This window comes from Streptomyces sp. NPDC030245 (assembly GCF_055572995.1).
Genome location: NZ_JBVICF010000012.1, coordinates 235,414 through 248,303 on the forward strand (window position 1 = coordinate 235,414; position 12,890 = coordinate 248,303).

Here is a 12,890-nt window from a genome sequence, read left to right on the forward strand (position 1 = left end):
CGAAATGCTGATCCCCCGTAGGGTCAAGCACCGCAAGCAGCACCACCCGAAGCGCAGCGGTATGTCCAAGGGTGGCACGCAGGTTGCGTTCGGCGAGTACGGCATCCAGGCGCTGACCCCGGCGTACGTGACGAACCGTCAGATCGAGGCAGCTCGTATCGCGATGACGCGTCACATCAAGCGTGGCGGCAAGGTCTGGATCAACATCTACCCGGACCGCCCCCTCACCAAGAAGCCTGCCGAGACCCGCATGGGTTCCGGTAAGGGTTCGCCGGAGTGGTGGGTCGCCAACGTCAAGCCCGGACGCGTCATGTTCGAGCTGTCGTACCCGAACGAGAAGATTGCTCGTGAGGCGCTTACCCGCGCTGCTCACAAGCTTCCGATGAAGTGCCGCATCGTCCGGCGCGAGGCAGGTGAGTCGTGATGTCGGCCGGTACCAAGGCGTCCGAGCTGCGCGAGCTGGGCAACGAGGAGCTTGTCAACAAGCTTCGCGAGGCCAAGGAAGAGCTGTTCAACCTCCGCTTCCAGGCGGCGACGGGCCAGCTCGAGAACCACGGCCGGCTCAAGGCCGTCCGTAAGGACATCGCGCGGATCTACACCCTGATGCGTGAGCGCGAGCTGGGCATCGAGACGGTGGAGAGCGCCTGATGAGCGAGAGCAACGTGACTGAAGAGACGAAGGCCGCCCGCGGCTTCCGCAAGACCCGTGAGGGTCTGGTCGTCAGCGACAAGATGGACAAGACCGTCGTCGTCGCTGTCGAGGACCGCGTCAAGCACGCGCTGTACGGCAAGGTCATCCGCCGTACCAACAAGCTCAAGGCGCACGACGAGCAGAACGCTGCCGGCGTCGGCGACCGCGTCCTCCTGATGGAGACGCGTCCGCTGTCCGCCACCAAGCGCTGGCGCATCGTCGAGATCCTCGAGAAGGCCAAGTAATTCTCCGAGGGGCACCCCCCTCGGAGTTCGTTCCGCCAGGCTCCCGGGGCAGTTCGCTGAACTGCCCCGGGGGAACCGGCAGACAATCAGGAGATAGACGTGATCCAGCAGGAGTCGCGACTGCGCGTCGCCGACAACACGGGTGCGAAGGAAATTCTCACCATCCGTGTTCTCGGTGGCTCGGGTCGCCGCTACGCGGGCATCGGTGACGTCATCGTCGCCACCGTCAAGGACGCGATCCCCGGTGGCAACGTGAAGAAGGGTGACGTCGTCAAGGCGGTCATCGTTCGCACCGTCAAGGAGCGCCGCCGTCCGGACGGCTCGTACATCCGCTTCGACGAGAACGCCGCCGTCATTCTGAAGAACGACGGCGACCCTCGCGGCACCCGTATCTTCGGCCCTGTCGGCCGTGAGCTGCGCGAGAAGAAGTTCATGAAGATCATCTCGCTCGCGCCGGAGGTGCTGTAAGCATGAAGATCAAGAAGGGCGACCTGGTCCAGGTCATCACCGGTAAGGACAAGGGCAAGCAGGGCAAGGTCATTGCCGCTTACCCGCGCGACGAGCGCGTCCTGGTCGAGGGTGTCAACCGGGTCAAGAAGCACACGAAGGCCGGCCCGACCGCCAGCGGCTCGCAGGCCGGCGGCATCGTGACCACCGAGGCCCCCGTCCACGTCTCCAACGTCCAGCTGGTCGTGGAGAAGGACGGCAACAAGGTCGTCACGCGCGTCGGTTACCGCTTCGACGACGAGGGCAACAAGATCCGCGTTGCCAAGCGGACGGGTGAGGACATCTGATGACGACCACCACCACTCCGCGTCTCAAGACGAAGTACCGCGACGAGATCAAGGACAAGCTGCGTGAGGAGTTCTCGTACGAGAACGTCATGCAGATCCCCGGCCTGGTCAAGATCGTGGTCAACATGGGTGTCGGCGACGCCGCCCGTGACTCGAAGCTGATCGACGGCGCCATCCGCGACCTCACCACGATCACCGGCCAGAAGCCGGCCGTGACGAAGGCCCGGAAGTCCATCGCGCAGTTCAAGCTGCGCGAGGGCCAGCCGATCGGCTGCCACGTCACGCTCCGTGGCGACCGCATGTGGGAGTTCCTGGACCGCACCCTGTCGCTCGCGCTGCCGCGCATCCGCGACTTCCGCGGTCTGTCCCCCAAGCAGTTCGACGGCCGTGGCAACTACACCTTCGGTCTCACGGAGCAGGTCATGTTCCACGAGATCGACCAGGACAAGATCGACCGCGTCCGGGGTATGGACATCACCGTGGTGACCACGGCGACCAACGACGCTGAGGGCCGTGCGCTCCTTCGTCACCTCGGCTTCCCGTTCAAGGAGGCGTAAGCGAGATGGCGAAGAAGGCTCTGATTGCCAAGGCTGCTCGTAAGCCCAAGTTCGGTGTGCGTGCGTACACCCGCTGCCAGCGCTGCGGCCGTCCGCACTCCGTCTACCGCAAGTTCGGCCTCTGCCGCGTGTGCCTTCGTGAGATGGCTCACCGTGGCGAGCTCCCGGGCGTGACCAAGAGCTCCTGGTAGTCCTCCCTTTTCAAGGGTTTAAAAGGACTCCTGGATCTCTCGGTAAGTAAAGGGTCGGCAGAGGCCCGTCTCTCCATGGCTTAGGCTAGGAGGGTTGGGCGTCTGCCGCCCTGACCGACTTACTACGCCGTAGGTCCCCGCGCCGCACCCGTCCCGCCTCTGAGTGGGGAGAGGGATGGCGCAGATAGGAAACCCCGGCGAGAGAGGCCGAAGGCCAATTCATGACCATGACTGATCCGATCGCGGACATGCTGACTCGTCTGCGTAACGCGAACTCGGCGTACCACGACACCGTGGCGATGCCGCACAGCAAGATCAAGTCTCACATCGCGGAGATCCTCCAGCAGGAGGGCTTCATCACGGGCTGGAAGGTCGAGGACGCCGAGGTCGGCAAGAACCTCGTTCTCGAGCTGAAGTTCGGCCCGAACCGTGAGCGCTCCATCGCGGGCATCAAGCGGATCTCCAAGCCCGGTCTCCGGGTTTACGCGAAGTCCACCAACCTGCCGAAGGTCCTCGGCGGCCTCGGCGTGGCGATCATCTCCACGTCGCACGGTCTCCTGACCGGCCAGCAGGCAGGCAAGAAGGGCGTAGGTGGGGAAGTCCTCGCCTACGTCTGGTAGTCGGGAACGGAGGAATAGCTAATGTCGCGTATTGGCAAGCTCCCCATCACGGTTCCCGCCGGCGTGGACGTCACCATCGACGGCCAGACGGTCGCGGTCAAGGGACCCAAGGGCACCCTGAGCCACACCATCGTCGCGCCGATCGAGATCGCTAAGGGTGAGGACGGCGTTCTGAACGTCACCCGCCCGAACGACGAGCGTCAGAACAAGGCCCTCCACGGCCTGTCCCGCACGCTGGTGGCGAACATGATCACCGGCGTGACCCAGGGTTACGTGAAGAAGCTCGAAATCAGCGGTGTCGGTTACCGCGTCCTGGCGAAGGGCTCCAACCTGGAGTTCTCGCTCGGCTACAGCCACCCGATCCTGATCGAGGCGCCCGAGGGCATCTCCTTCAAGGTCGAATCGGCGACCAAGTTCTCGGTCGAGGGCATCGACAAGCAGAAGGTCGGCGAGGTTGCGGCCAACATCCGCAAGCTGCGCAAGCCCGACCCGTACAAGGCCAAGGGCGTCAAGTACGAAGGCGAAGTCATCCGCCGCAAGGTCGGAAAGGCGGGTAAGTAAGCCATGGCATACGGTGTCAAGATTGCTAAGGGCGACGCTTACAAGCGTGCTGCCATCAAGCGTCGTCACATCCGCATCCGTAAGCACATCTCGGGTACGGCTGAGCGTCCGCGCCTGGTCGTGACGCGCTCCAACCGCCACATCGTGGCCCAGGTCATCGACGACATCAAGGGTCACACCCTGGCGTCGGCCTCGACCCTGGACACCACGATCCGCGGTGGCGAGGGCGACAAGTCCGCGCAGGCCAAGTCGGTCGGCGCCCTGGTCGCCGAGCGCGCCAAGGCCGCCGGTGTCGAGACCGTCGTGTTCGACCGTGGTGGTAACCAGTACGCCGGGCGCATCGCCGCCCTGGCGGACGCCGCCCGCGAAGCCGGACTCAAGTTCTGAGTCTTGGTTCCGTAGCTAGCGGAAACAGAGAGAGGTAATTCCAATGGCTGGACCCCAGCGCCGCGGTGGCGGTGCCGGTGGCGGCGAGCGGCGGGACCGGAAGGGTCGCGACGGTGGCAACGCCGCCGCCGAGAAGACCGCGTACGTTGAGCGCGTCGTCGCGATCAACCGCGTCGCCAAGGTTGTGAAGGGTGGTCGTCGCTTCAGCTTCACCGCGCTGGTCGTGGTGGGCGACGGTGACGGCACCGTGGGTGTCGGTTACGGCAAGGCCAAGGAGGTGCCGGCCGCCATCGCCAAGGGTGTTGAGGAGGCCAAGAAGCACTTCTTCAAGGTCCCCCGTATCCAGGGCACCATCCCGCACCCCATCCAGGGTGAGAAGGCCGCGGGCGTCGTCCTGCTCAAGCCTGCTTCCCCCGGTACCGGTGTTATCGCCGGTGGCCCGGTGCGTGCCGTGCTCGAGTGCGCGGGCGTTCACGACATCCTGTCGAAGTCCCTGGGCTCCGACAACGCGATCAACATCGTGCACGCGACCGTGGCGGCCCTCAAGGGCCTGCAGCGTCCCGAGGAGATCGCGGCTCGCCGTGGTCTGCCCCTCGAGGACGTCGCCCCCGCGGCTCTGCTTCGTGCGCGTGCCGGGGCTGGTGCGTAATGGCGCAGCTCAAGATCACGCAGACGAAGTCGTACATCGGCAGCAAGCAGAACCACCGCGACACCCTGCGCACCCTTGGTCTCAAGGGCATCAACACGCAGGTCGTCAAGGAGGACCGCCCCGAGTTCCGCGGAATGGTGCACACCGTCCGCCACCTCGTGACGGTTGAGGAGGTCGACTGACATGGCGGAGCAGAACCCGCTGAAGGTCCACAACCTCCGGCCCGCCCCGGGCGCCAAGACCGCCAAGACCCGTGTGGGTCGTGGTGAGGCGTCCAAGGGTAAGACCGCTGGTCGTGGTACCAAGGGCACCAAGGCCCGTTACCAGGTTCCGGAGCGCTTCGAGGGTGGCCAGATGCCCCTCCACATGCGTCTCCCGAAGCTCAAGGGCTTCAAGAACCCGTTCAAGACCGAGTTCCAGGTCGTGAACCTCGACAAGCTGAGCGCGCTGTACCCGGAGGGTGGCGAGGTCACCGTCGAGGGTCTCGTCGCCAAGGGTGCCGTTCGCAAGAACAGCCTCGTCAAGGTGCTCGGCCAGGGTGAGCTCACCGTGGCGCTGCAGGTGACGGTCGACGCCGTCTCCGGCTCCGCCAAGGAGAAGATCACCGCCGCGGGCGGTACCGTCACCGAGCTCGTCTGATTCATTCGGACGTGTCGTTGACATGAGCGATTCCCAGCCGGGGATGCCCCACAAAAGGGGCATCCCCGGTTGGTCGTTCCAAGGGGGGCACGGTCGCCGGTAAGGTGGCGTGCACTGTCTAAGCTCCGTGCGGTCTGCCCGCACGGTTTTCTTGACTGATATGTATTCGTCGATCCTCAGACCACCACCTCTGGCGCACGCGCGCGGGGGTCGCAGGAGGCACCGTGCTCACCGCGTTCGCCCGGGCGTTCAAGACGCCCGACCTGCGCAAGAAGCTGCTCTTCACGCTCGGCATCATCGTGATCTACCGGGTGGGTACGCATGTACCGATCCCCGGTGTCGACTACAAGAACGTCCAGGCCTGCATCGACAACGCCAATGCGAACCAGGGCCTGTTCGGTCTCGTCAACATGTTCAGCGGTGGCGCGCTGCTGCAGATCACGATTTTCGCGCTCGGCATCATGCCGTACATCACGGCGAGCATCATTCTGCAGCTGTTGACCGTGGTGATCCCGCGACTCGAGGCCCTCAAGAAGGAGGGCCAGGCCGGCACAGCGAAGATCACGCAGTACACGCGCTATCTGACCATCGCGCTCGCGATTCTTCAGGGCACCGGCCTGGTGGCCACCGCCCGCACCGGCACCCTCTTCCAGGGCTGCCCCGTCGCCAGCGAGATCGTTCCCGACCAGTCCATCTTCGTCACCATCACGATGGTCATCACGATGACCGCCGGTACGGCCTGTGTGATGTGGCTCGGTGAGCTCATCACCGACCGCGGCATCGGCAACGGCATGTCCATCCTGATGTTCATCTCCATCGCCGCCACCTTCCCGAGCGCCCTGTGGGCGATCAAGCAGCAGGGTGACCTGGCGAACGGCTGGATCGAGTTCGGCACCGTCATCGCGGTCGGTCTCGTCATGGTCGGCCTCGTGGTCTTCGTCGAGCAGGCCCAGCGGCGCATTCCGGTCCAGTACGCGAAGCGCATGATCGGCCGCCGGTCCTACGGGGGGACGTCGACGTACATCCCGCTGAAGGTCAACCAGGCGGGCATCATCCCTGTGATCTTCGCCTCGTCGCTGCTCTACATTCCGGCGCTCGTCGCCCAGTTCGCGGGCGGCACTTCGGGATGGAAGACGTGGATCGAGGCGAACCTGACCAAGGGTGACCACCCGATTTACATCGCCACGTACTTCATCCTGATCGTCTTCTTCGCCTTCTTCTACGTCGCGATCTCCTTCAACCCCGAGGAAGTCGCGGACAACATGAAGAAGTATGGTGGCTTCATCCCGGGCATCCGGGCTGGCCGTCCGACCGCTGAGTATCTGAGCTACGTACTCAACCGGATCACCTGGCCGGGTTCGCTGTATCTGGGTCTGATCGCTCTTGTGCCGACGATGGCGTTGGTGGGCTTCGGGGCTAACCAGAACTTCCCGTTCGGCGGGACGAGCATCCTCATCATCGTGGGTGTGGGTCTGGAAACCGTGAAGCAGATCGAGAGCCAGCTCCAGCAGCGCAATTACGAAGGGTTCCTCCGCTGATGCGTATCGTCCTCGTCGGGCCGCCCGGTGCGGGCAAGGGAACGCAGGCCGCGTTCCTCGCCAAGAACCTGTCGATCCCGCACATCTCCACGGGCGACCTCTTCCGCGCCAACATCAGCCAGGGCACGGAGCTGGGCAAGCAGGCGAAGGCGTACATGGACGCCGGGAACCTGGTCCCCGACGAGGTGACCATCGGCATGGCGAAGGACCGGATGGCGCAGCCGGACGCCGAGAACGGCTTCCTGCTCGACGGGTTCCCGCGCAACGTGTCGCAGGCGGAGGCGCTGGACGTGGCGCTGAAGGCCGATGACGTGAAGCTCGACGCCGTCCTGGACCTGGAGGTCCCGGAGGACGAGGTCGTCAAGCGGATCGCGGGCCGGCGGATCTGCCGCAAGGACTCCAGCCACGTCTTCCACGTGACGTACAGCAAGCCGAAGCAGGAGGGCGTCTGCGACGTCTGCGGCGGCGAGCTCTACCAGCGCGAGGACGACAGCGAGGACACCGTCCGCAAGCGCCTCGAGGTGTACCACACGCAGACCGAGCCGATCATCGACTACTACCGGACCCAGGGTCTGGTAGTGACGATCTCGGCGCTCGGCAAGGTGGACGAGGTCACCGAGCGGGCGATGGACGCGCTCAAGGGCGACAAGTAGCCAGTGAGCCGGTAGTAACCAGTACGCTGTTTCGGCCGCGGTGCCCCTCGGGGGACCGCGGCCGTACTGTTGTGTACGTAGTCGGTTCGTACGTAGCCGGTTGTTGGACGGATGACGGAGAGCGGAAGCCCCATGGTGCAGATCAAGACCCCCGAGCAGATCGCGAAGATGCGTGAGGCGGGCCTTGTCGTCGCCGCCATTCACGCCGCGACCCGGGAGGCCGCGGTGCCCGGCGCCACCACGAAGGATCTCGACGACGTCGCCCGCAAGGTGATCGCCGAGCACGGCGCGAAGTCGAACTTCCTGGGGTACGGCGGGTTCCCCGCCACGATCTGCACCTCGGTCAACGAGGTCGTCGTGCACGGCATCCCGGACGACAAGACCGTCCTGAAGGACGGCGACATCATCTCCATCGACGCCGGCGCGATCATCGACGGCTGGCACGGTGACGCGGCCTACACCGCGTTCGTGGGTACCGGTCACGCTCCGGAGCTGGTCGAGCTCTCCCGGGTGACCGAGGAGTCGATGTGGGCCGGTATCGCGGCCATGAAGCAGGGCAACCGGCTGGTGGACATCTCCCGGGCCATCGAGACGTACATCCGCCGCCAGCCGAAGCCGGGCGGCGGGAAGTACGGGATCGTCGAGGACTACGGCGGCCACGGCATCGGCACCGAGATGCACATGGACCCCCACCTCCTGAACTACGTCGAGCGCCGGCGCGGCAAGGGCCCCAAGCTGGTCCCCGGCTTCTGCCTGGCCATCGAGCCCATGGTCTCCCTCGGCACGCCCCGCACGGAGGTCCTGGAGGACGACTGGACCGTCATCACCACGGACGGCACCTGGTCCTCGCACTGGGAACACTCGGTCGCCCTCACGGAGGCGGGGCCGCTGGTCCTGACGGCCCCGGACTGCGGCAAGGCGAAGCTGGCGGAGTACGGCGTCACGGCGGCGCCGGACCCGCTGGGCTGAGGGGTGCCCTCGTTGCTTAAGGATCTACGGCATGGGGCAGACTTTCTCGATTCGTCTTTCCGAGTGCACTGACGTAGACTGACGCGTCGGCTCTCGTGCATCCGTGTGTCTCCGTACGGAGACATGGAAGTACGCGGCCGATCAAGGTAGTCGATTCGAAGGGCGAAGCGTGGCCAAGAAGCAAGGTGCCATCGAGATCGAAGGCACTGTCGTCGAGTCTCTTCCGAACGCCATGTTCAAGGTGGAGCTCCAGAACGGCCACCAGGTCCTGGCACACATCAGCGGCAAGATGCGCATGCACTACATCCGCATCCTCCCTGACGACCGGGTCGTGGTGGAGCTGTCTCCGTACGACCTGACGCGTGGCCGGATCGTCTACCGGTACAAGTAGATCTTGCCCGCATCCCGCTCGCGCGGGGTACTGGCACTGACCCGGAGAACCTCACCCAATGAAGGTCAAGCCGAGCGTCAAGAAGATCTGCGACAAGTGCAGGGTGATCCGCCGTCACGGCCGGGTCATGATCATCTGCGACAACCCGCGCCACAAGCAGCGCCAGGGCTGACGCACGACTGCAGTTCGCAGATTTTCGCGCGACGCAAGTAAGTAGATACGCAGGACCCGTCCCTCTTCAGTTCCATTCAGGTAATGGAGGGCGACACCCCCGGTCGGAGGCCGGGGACCCAGTAGGTACCTCATACGGCCGCTGGGAGTGGTTCTGCTGAAGACCTCCGAAGAATCAACAGGAGCCATGAATGGCACGCGTTGAAGGCGTTGACCTCCCGCGCGAAAAGCGCATCGAGGTCGCCCTCACCTACGTGTTCGGCATCGGCCGCACGCTGGCCCAGCAGACGCTGGACGCCACCGAGGTGGACCGCAACACCCGCGTCCGCGACCTGACCGAGGAAGACCTCGTCAAGATCCGCGAGTACGTGGACGCCAACATCAAGACCGAGGGTGACCTGCGTCGCGAGATCCAGGCCGACATCCGTCGCAAGGTCGAGATCGGCTGCTACCAGGGTCTGCGCCACCGCCGTGGCCTGCCCGTCCGTGGTCAGCGCACCAGCACGAACGCCCGCACCCGCAAGGGCCCGCGTCGCGCCATCGCCGGTAAGAAGAAGCCGGGCAAGAAGTAGTCCTCGCTCAGCGGTCTATCGACAGCTGACGCTGCAGGACCGACCACCTCCCGTAGGAGTTATAGATGCCCCCCAAGGGTCGTCAGGGCGCTGCCAAGAAGGTGCGCCGCAAGGAAAAGAAGAACGTCGCCCACGGGCACGCTCACATCAAGAGCACGTTCAACAACACGATCGTGTCCATCACGGACCCGACCGGCAACGTGATCTCGTGGGCCTCCGCCGGCCACGTCGGCTTCAAGGGCTCGCGCAAGTCCACGCCGTTCGCCGCGCAGATGGCCGCCGAGTCGGCTGCCCGTCGCGCGCAGGAGCACGGCATGCGCAAGGTCGACGTCTTCGTCAAGGGCCCGGGTTCCGGTCGTGAGACCGCCATCCGTTCGCTCCAGGCGACCGGCCTCGAGGTCGGCTCGATCCAGGACGTGACGCCCACGCCGCACAACGGCTGCCGTCCGCCCAAGCGCCGCCGCGTCTGACGTCGGCTGCTGCTTGATCTGAGGATTCGGGCGGTACGGCTCTCCGGAGCCGTATCGCCCGTACCCTTGTAACGAATCAGGGCATCAAATAGTGGGTGCCCCTGACTGAAGGATTCCTTCATGCTTATTGCACAGCGCCCGTCGCTGACCGAAGAGGTCGTCGACGAGTTCCGCTCGCGGTTCGTCATCGAGCCGCTGGAGCCGGGCTTCGGCTACACCCTCGGCAACTCCCTCCGCCGGACGCTTCTCTCCTCGATCCCGGGTGCGGCGGTCACGTCGATCCGTATCGACGGTGTCCTGCACGAGTTCACCACCGTGCCGGGTGTCAAGGAAGACGTCACCGACCTCATCCTCAACATCAAGCAGCTGGTGGTCTCCAGCGAGCACGACGAGCCCGTCGTGATGTACCTGCGCAAGCAGGGTCCGGGTCTGGTCACCGCCGCCGACATCGCGCCCCCGGCCGGTGTCGAGGTGCACAACCCCGACCTCGTCCTCGCCACGCTCAACGGCAAGGGCAAGCTGGAGATGGAGCTGACCGTCGAGCGCGGCCGCGGCTACGTCTCCGCCGTGCAGAACAAGCAGGTCGGCCAGGAGATCGGCCGCATCCCGGTCGACTCCATCTACTCGCCGGTGCTCAAGGTCACGTACAAGGTCGAGGCGACCCGTGTCGAGCAGCGCACCGACTTCGACAAGCTGATCGTCGACGTCGAGACCAAGCAGGCGATGCGTCCGCGTGACGCCATGGCCTCCGCCGGCAAGACGCTGGTCGAGCTCTTCGGTCTCGCCCGTGAGCTCAACATCGACGCCGAGGGCATCGACATGGGCCCGTCCCCGACGGACGCCGCCCTCGCCGCCGACCTGGCGCTGCCGATCGAGGAGCTGGAGCTCACCGTTCGGTCGTACAACTGCCTCAAGCGCGAGGGCATCCACTCCGTGGGTGAGCTCGTGGCGCGCTCCGAGGCGGACCTGCTCGACATCCGCAACTTCGGTGCGAAGTCGATCGACGAGGTCAAGATGAAGCTCAATGGCATGGGCCTCGCGCTGAAGGACTCGCCTCCCGGGTTCGACCCGACCGCCGCCGCTGACGCCTTCGGCGCGGATGACGATGCCGACGCCGGGTTCGTCGAGACCGAGCAGTACTAAGAGCTCGGGACTGACGGTTTGATTTTGGCTGCGCGTGCGTTGTCGTTGCTCGCGCAGTTCCCCGCGCCCCTGACGGGGCTCGGGTCCACTGACCCCGGTACCTGATACGGCCGGGGCAGATCACTAGGAGAAACACCATGCCGAAGCCCACCAAGGGTGCCCGTCTGGGCGGCAGCGCCGCGCACGAGAAGCTTCTGCTGGCGAACCTCGCCAAGCAGCTCTTCGAGCACGGCCGGATCACGACGACCGAGGCCAAGGCCCGCCGTCTGCGTCCGTACGCGGAGCGTCTGGTCACCAAGGCGAAGAAGGGCGACCTTCACAACCGCCGCCAGGTGCTGTCCGTCATCACCGACAAGAGCATCGTGCACACGCTCTTCACGGAGATCGGCCCGCGCTACGAGAACCGCCCGGGTGGCTACACCCGTATCACCAAGATCGGTAACCGTCGTGGCGACAACGCGCCCATGGCGATCATCGAGCTGGTGGAGGCCCTGACCGTGGCCCAGGAGGCCACCGGTGAGGCCGAGGCGGCGACGAAGCGTGCCGTCAAGGAAGACGCCCTCAAGAAGGACGACGCCGTCGAGGCCAAGTCCGACGAGGCAGCCGAGGCTCCGGCCGAGGAGTCGAAGGACGCGTAAGCGTTCTGCCGGGGACTGCGCGGCGCCGGCTGCGGCCTCGCCGTGGCTTGTCGCGCAGTTCCCCGCGCCCCTTCAGGGCGCGCCGCGGGCCCGCCCCCTTGCCGGGGTAGGCCCGCTTTTTTCGTTGCCTGAGAGGATCCACGTGTGAGCGATGAAGTAGAGCCCGGGTTCGTGCGGGTGCGGTTGGATCTTTCGTACGACGGCAGGGACTTCTCCGGCTGGGCCAAGCAGCGGCAGGGGCAGCGGACCGTCCAGGGAGAGATCGAGGCCGCGCTGCGGACCGTGACGCGGTCGCAGGAGACGTACGAGCTGACCGTGGCGGGGCGCACCGACAGTGGGGTGCATGCACGGGGGCAGGTCGCCCACGTCGATCTGCCGGAGGACGTGTGGGCCGAGCACAGCGACAAGCTGCTGCGCCGGCTCGCCGGGCGGCTGCCGCACGACGTTCGGGTGTGGAAGGTCGCCGAGGCGCCCGCCGGGTTCAACGCGCGGTTCTCCGCGGTGTGGCGGCGGTACGCCTATCGCGTGACGGACCACCCCGGCGGCGTCGACCCGCTGCTGCGCGGGCACGTGCTGTGGCACGACTGGGAGCTGGACCTCGACGCCATGAACGCCGCCGCCGAGCGGTTGATCGGCGAGCACGACTTCGCCGCCTACTGCAAGCGGCGTGAGGGCGCCACGACCATTCGTACGCTCCAGGAGCTGCGGTGGGAGCGGCGGGCCGACGGGATCCTCGAAGCGACCGTGCGGGCCGACGCGTTCTGCCACAACATGGTGCGGTCCCTGGTCGGCGCCATGCTGTTCGTGGGGGACGGGCACCGGCCCGTGGAGTGGCCGGGGAAGGTGCTCGCGGCGGGCGTGCGGGACTCCGCCGTGCACGTCGTACGGCCGCACGGCCTCACGCTCGAAGAGGTCGGCTACCCCGCCGACGACCTGCTCGCCGCGCGCAGCAAGGAGGCGCGCAACAAGCGGACGCTGCCCGGGGCCGGGTGCTGCTGAGCTCCGGCCGGGG

23 protein-coding genes are annotated in these 12,890 nt (G+C 65.8%); all 23 read left to right on the plus strand.

Going from position 1 to position 12,890, the window contains the following annotated elements; all coding sequences use genetic code 11:
- Nucleotides 1–4 precede the first annotated feature (4 nt).
- Nucleotides 5–424 (plus strand): 50S ribosomal protein L16, encoded by a 420-nt coding sequence (rplP, locus tag ACZ4Z4_RS29960; RefSeq protein ID WP_055698227.1) that lies wholly within the window; start codon nucleotides 5–7, stop codon nucleotides 422–424.
- Nucleotides 424–648: a 50S ribosomal protein L29 gene (gene rpmC, locus ACZ4Z4_RS29965; RefSeq protein ID WP_006347226.1), complete on the plus strand. Its 225-nt coding sequence runs from the start codon at nucleotides 424–426 to the stop codon at nucleotides 646–648. The genes rplP and rpmC overlap by 1 nt, the downstream gene beginning before the upstream one ends.
- Nucleotides 648–935 (plus strand): 30S ribosomal protein S17, encoded by a 288-nt coding sequence (rpsQ, locus tag ACZ4Z4_RS29970; protein WP_164321735.1) that lies wholly within the window; start codon nucleotides 648–650, stop codon nucleotides 933–935. The genes rpmC and rpsQ overlap by 1 nt, the downstream gene beginning before the upstream one ends.
- 99 nt (nucleotides 936–1,034) lie before the next feature.
- Entirely contained in the window at nucleotides 1,035–1,403 is a 369-nt protein-coding gene (gene rplN, locus ACZ4Z4_RS29975; protein ID WP_003974257.1) for a 50S ribosomal protein L14, read from the plus strand.
- Between the two features lie 2 nt (nucleotides 1,404–1,405).
- Nucleotides 1,406–1,729: a 50S ribosomal protein L24 gene (gene rplX / locus ACZ4Z4_RS29980; protein ID WP_016645174.1), complete on the plus strand. Its 324-nt coding sequence runs from the start codon at nucleotides 1,406–1,408 to the stop codon at nucleotides 1,727–1,729.
- The gene (rplE, locus tag ACZ4Z4_RS29985) at nucleotides 1,729–2,286 is read left to right on the plus strand and encodes a 50S ribosomal protein L5 (RefSeq protein WP_362994433.1); all 558 of its coding nucleotides are present in this window, start codon (nucleotides 1,729–1,731) and stop codon (nucleotides 2,284–2,286) included. The genes rplX and rplE overlap by 1 nt, the downstream gene beginning before the upstream one ends.
- A gap of 5 nt (nucleotides 2,287–2,291) precedes the next feature.
- The gene (locus ACZ4Z4_RS29990; RefSeq protein ID WP_003956452.1) at nucleotides 2,292–2,477 is read left to right on the plus strand and encodes a type Z 30S ribosomal protein S14; all 186 of its coding nucleotides are present in this window, start codon (nucleotides 2,292–2,294) and stop codon (nucleotides 2,475–2,477) included.
- A 221-nt stretch (nucleotides 2,478–2,698) separates the two neighbouring features.
- A complete protein-coding gene (gene rpsH / locus ACZ4Z4_RS29995) occupies nucleotides 2,699–3,097 on the plus strand; it encodes a 30S ribosomal protein S8 (RefSeq protein WP_018528360.1) in 399 nt (132 codons plus the stop codon).
- 21 nt (nucleotides 3,098–3,118) lie between these two features.
- Complete coding sequence (gene rplF, locus ACZ4Z4_RS30000; RefSeq protein ID WP_055527119.1) at nucleotides 3,119–3,658, plus strand: 50S ribosomal protein L6; 540 nt, start codon at nucleotides 3,119–3,121, stop codon at nucleotides 3,656–3,658.
- A gap of 3 nt (nucleotides 3,659–3,661) precedes the next feature.
- Complete coding sequence (gene rplR, locus ACZ4Z4_RS30005) at nucleotides 3,662–4,045, plus strand: 50S ribosomal protein L18 (protein ID WP_030782545.1); 384 nt, start codon at nucleotides 3,662–3,664, stop codon at nucleotides 4,043–4,045.
- Between the two features lie 43 nt (nucleotides 4,046–4,088).
- Nucleotides 4,089–4,694, plus strand: coding sequence for a 30S ribosomal protein S5 (gene rpsE / locus ACZ4Z4_RS30010; RefSeq protein ID WP_055564834.1), 606 nt, complete (start codon nucleotides 4,089–4,091; stop codon nucleotides 4,692–4,694).
- Nucleotides 4,694–4,876, plus strand: coding sequence for a 50S ribosomal protein L30 (rpmD, locus tag ACZ4Z4_RS30015; protein WP_468334069.1), 183 nt, complete (start codon nucleotides 4,694–4,696; stop codon nucleotides 4,874–4,876). The genes rpsE and rpmD overlap by 1 nt, the downstream gene beginning before the upstream one ends.
- Nucleotide 4,877: 1 nt before the next feature.
- A complete protein-coding gene (gene rplO / locus ACZ4Z4_RS30020) occupies nucleotides 4,878–5,333 on the plus strand; it encodes a 50S ribosomal protein L15 (RefSeq protein WP_062775150.1) in 456 nt (151 codons plus the stop codon).
- Between the two features lie 224 nt (nucleotides 5,334–5,557).
- On the plus strand, nucleotides 5,558–6,871 hold the full coding sequence (gene secY, locus ACZ4Z4_RS30025; protein WP_468334071.1) for a preprotein translocase subunit SecY: 1,314 nt from the start codon (nucleotides 5,558–5,560) through the stop codon (nucleotides 6,869–6,871).
- Nucleotides 6,871–7,524 carry an adenylate kinase gene (locus tag ACZ4Z4_RS30030; RefSeq protein WP_468334074.1) on the plus strand — a complete coding sequence of 218 codons (654 nt, stop codon included), beginning with the start codon at nucleotides 6,871–6,873 and terminating at the stop codon, nucleotides 7,522–7,524. The genes secY and ACZ4Z4_RS30030 overlap by 1 nt, the downstream gene beginning before the upstream one ends.
- Nucleotides 7,525–7,656: 132 nt before the next feature.
- Nucleotides 7,657–8,493 carry a type I methionyl aminopeptidase gene (gene map / locus ACZ4Z4_RS30035; protein WP_468334077.1) on the plus strand — a complete coding sequence of 279 codons (837 nt, stop codon included), beginning with the start codon at nucleotides 7,657–7,659 and terminating at the stop codon, nucleotides 8,491–8,493.
- Nucleotides 8,494–8,662: 169 nt separating this feature from the next.
- A complete protein-coding gene (infA, locus tag ACZ4Z4_RS30040; protein WP_003948620.1) occupies nucleotides 8,663–8,884 on the plus strand; it encodes a translation initiation factor IF-1 in 222 nt (73 codons plus the stop codon).
- A 58-nt stretch (nucleotides 8,885–8,942) separates the two neighbouring features.
- Nucleotides 8,943–9,056: a 50S ribosomal protein L36 gene (gene rpmJ / locus ACZ4Z4_RS30045; protein WP_003948619.1), complete on the plus strand. Its 114-nt coding sequence runs from the start codon at nucleotides 8,943–8,945 to the stop codon at nucleotides 9,054–9,056.
- Nucleotides 9,057–9,246: 190 nt separating this feature from the next.
- The gene (gene rpsM, locus ACZ4Z4_RS30050; protein WP_030782528.1) at nucleotides 9,247–9,627 is read left to right on the plus strand and encodes a 30S ribosomal protein S13; all 381 of its coding nucleotides are present in this window, start codon (nucleotides 9,247–9,249) and stop codon (nucleotides 9,625–9,627) included.
- Nucleotides 9,628–9,692: 65 nt separating this feature from the next.
- A complete protein-coding gene (rpsK, locus tag ACZ4Z4_RS30055) occupies nucleotides 9,693–10,097 on the plus strand; it encodes a 30S ribosomal protein S11 (protein WP_003948617.1) in 405 nt (134 codons plus the stop codon).
- A 120-nt stretch (nucleotides 10,098–10,217) separates the two neighbouring features.
- A complete protein-coding gene (locus ACZ4Z4_RS30060) occupies nucleotides 10,218–11,240 on the plus strand; it encodes a DNA-directed RNA polymerase subunit alpha (RefSeq protein ID WP_016645160.1) in 1,023 nt (340 codons plus the stop codon).
- Nucleotides 11,241–11,377: 137 nt separating this feature from the next.
- On the plus strand, nucleotides 11,378–11,878 hold the full coding sequence (rplQ, locus tag ACZ4Z4_RS30065; protein WP_468334080.1) for a 50S ribosomal protein L17: 501 nt from the start codon (nucleotides 11,378–11,380) through the stop codon (nucleotides 11,876–11,878).
- A 144-nt stretch (nucleotides 11,879–12,022) separates the two neighbouring features.
- Nucleotides 12,023–12,877 carry a tRNA pseudouridine(38-40) synthase TruA gene (gene truA / locus ACZ4Z4_RS30070; protein ID WP_468334083.1) on the plus strand — a complete coding sequence of 285 codons (855 nt, stop codon included), beginning with the start codon at nucleotides 12,023–12,025 and terminating at the stop codon, nucleotides 12,875–12,877.
- Nucleotides 12,878–12,890 lie beyond the last annotated feature (13 nt).

Bases quoted from the DNA above. Each gene is read 5' to 3' on its own strand.
- rpsE (WP_055564834.1), top strand. From the start codon at position 4,089: ATGGCTGGACCCCAGCGCCGCGGTGGCGGTGCCGGTGGCGGCGAGCGG.
- rpmC (WP_006347226.1), top strand. From the start codon at position 424: ATGTCGGCCGGTACCAAGGCGTCCGAGCTGCGCGAGCTGGGCAACGAG.
- rplX (WP_016645174.1), top strand. From the start codon at position 1,406: ATGAAGATCAAGAAGGGCGACCTGGTCCAGGTCATCACCGGTAAGGAC.
- map (WP_468334077.1), top strand. From the start codon at position 7,657: ATGGTGCAGATCAAGACCCCCGAGCAGATCGCGAAGATGCGTGAGGCG.
- rplQ (WP_468334080.1), top strand. From the start codon at position 11,378: ATGCCGAAGCCCACCAAGGGTGCCCGTCTGGGCGGCAGCGCCGCGCAC.
- rplR (WP_030782545.1), top strand. From the start codon at position 3,662: ATGGCATACGGTGTCAAGATTGCTAAGGGCGACGCTTACAAGCGTGCT.
- rplF (WP_055527119.1), top strand. From the start codon at position 3,119: ATGTCGCGTATTGGCAAGCTCCCCATCACGGTTCCCGCCGGCGTGGAC.
- rpsK (WP_003948617.1), top strand. From the start codon at position 9,693: ATGCCCCCCAAGGGTCGTCAGGGCGCTGCCAAGAAGGTGCGCCGCAAG.
- rpmD (WP_468334069.1), top strand. From the start codon at position 4,694: ATGGCGCAGCTCAAGATCACGCAGACGAAGTCGTACATCGGCAGCAAG.
- rplE (WP_362994433.1), top strand. From the start codon at position 1,729: ATGACGACCACCACCACTCCGCGTCTCAAGACGAAGTACCGCGACGAG.
- ACZ4Z4_RS30030 (WP_468334074.1), top strand. From the start codon at position 6,871: ATGCGTATCGTCCTCGTCGGGCCGCCCGGTGCGGGCAAGGGAACGCAG.
- rpsH (WP_018528360.1), top strand. From the start codon at position 2,699: ATGACCATGACTGATCCGATCGCGGACATGCTGACTCGTCTGCGTAAC.
- rpsQ (WP_164321735.1), top strand. From the start codon at position 648: ATGAGCGAGAGCAACGTGACTGAAGAGACGAAGGCCGCCCGCGGCTTC.
- rpsM (WP_030782528.1), top strand. From the start codon at position 9,247: ATGGCACGCGTTGAAGGCGTTGACCTCCCGCGCGAAAAGCGCATCGAG.
- rplP (WP_055698227.1), top strand. From the start codon at position 5: ATGCTGATCCCCCGTAGGGTCAAGCACCGCAAGCAGCACCACCCGAAG.
- ACZ4Z4_RS30060 (WP_016645160.1), top strand. From the start codon at position 10,218: ATGCTTATTGCACAGCGCCCGTCGCTGACCGAAGAGGTCGTCGACGAG.
- ACZ4Z4_RS29990 (WP_003956452.1), top strand. From the start codon at position 2,292: ATGGCGAAGAAGGCTCTGATTGCCAAGGCTGCTCGTAAGCCCAAGTTC.
- rpmJ (WP_003948619.1), top strand. From the start codon at position 8,943: ATGAAGGTCAAGCCGAGCGTCAAGAAGATCTGCGACAAGTGCAGGGTG.
- rplO (WP_062775150.1), top strand. From the start codon at position 4,878: ATGGCGGAGCAGAACCCGCTGAAGGTCCACAACCTCCGGCCCGCCCCG.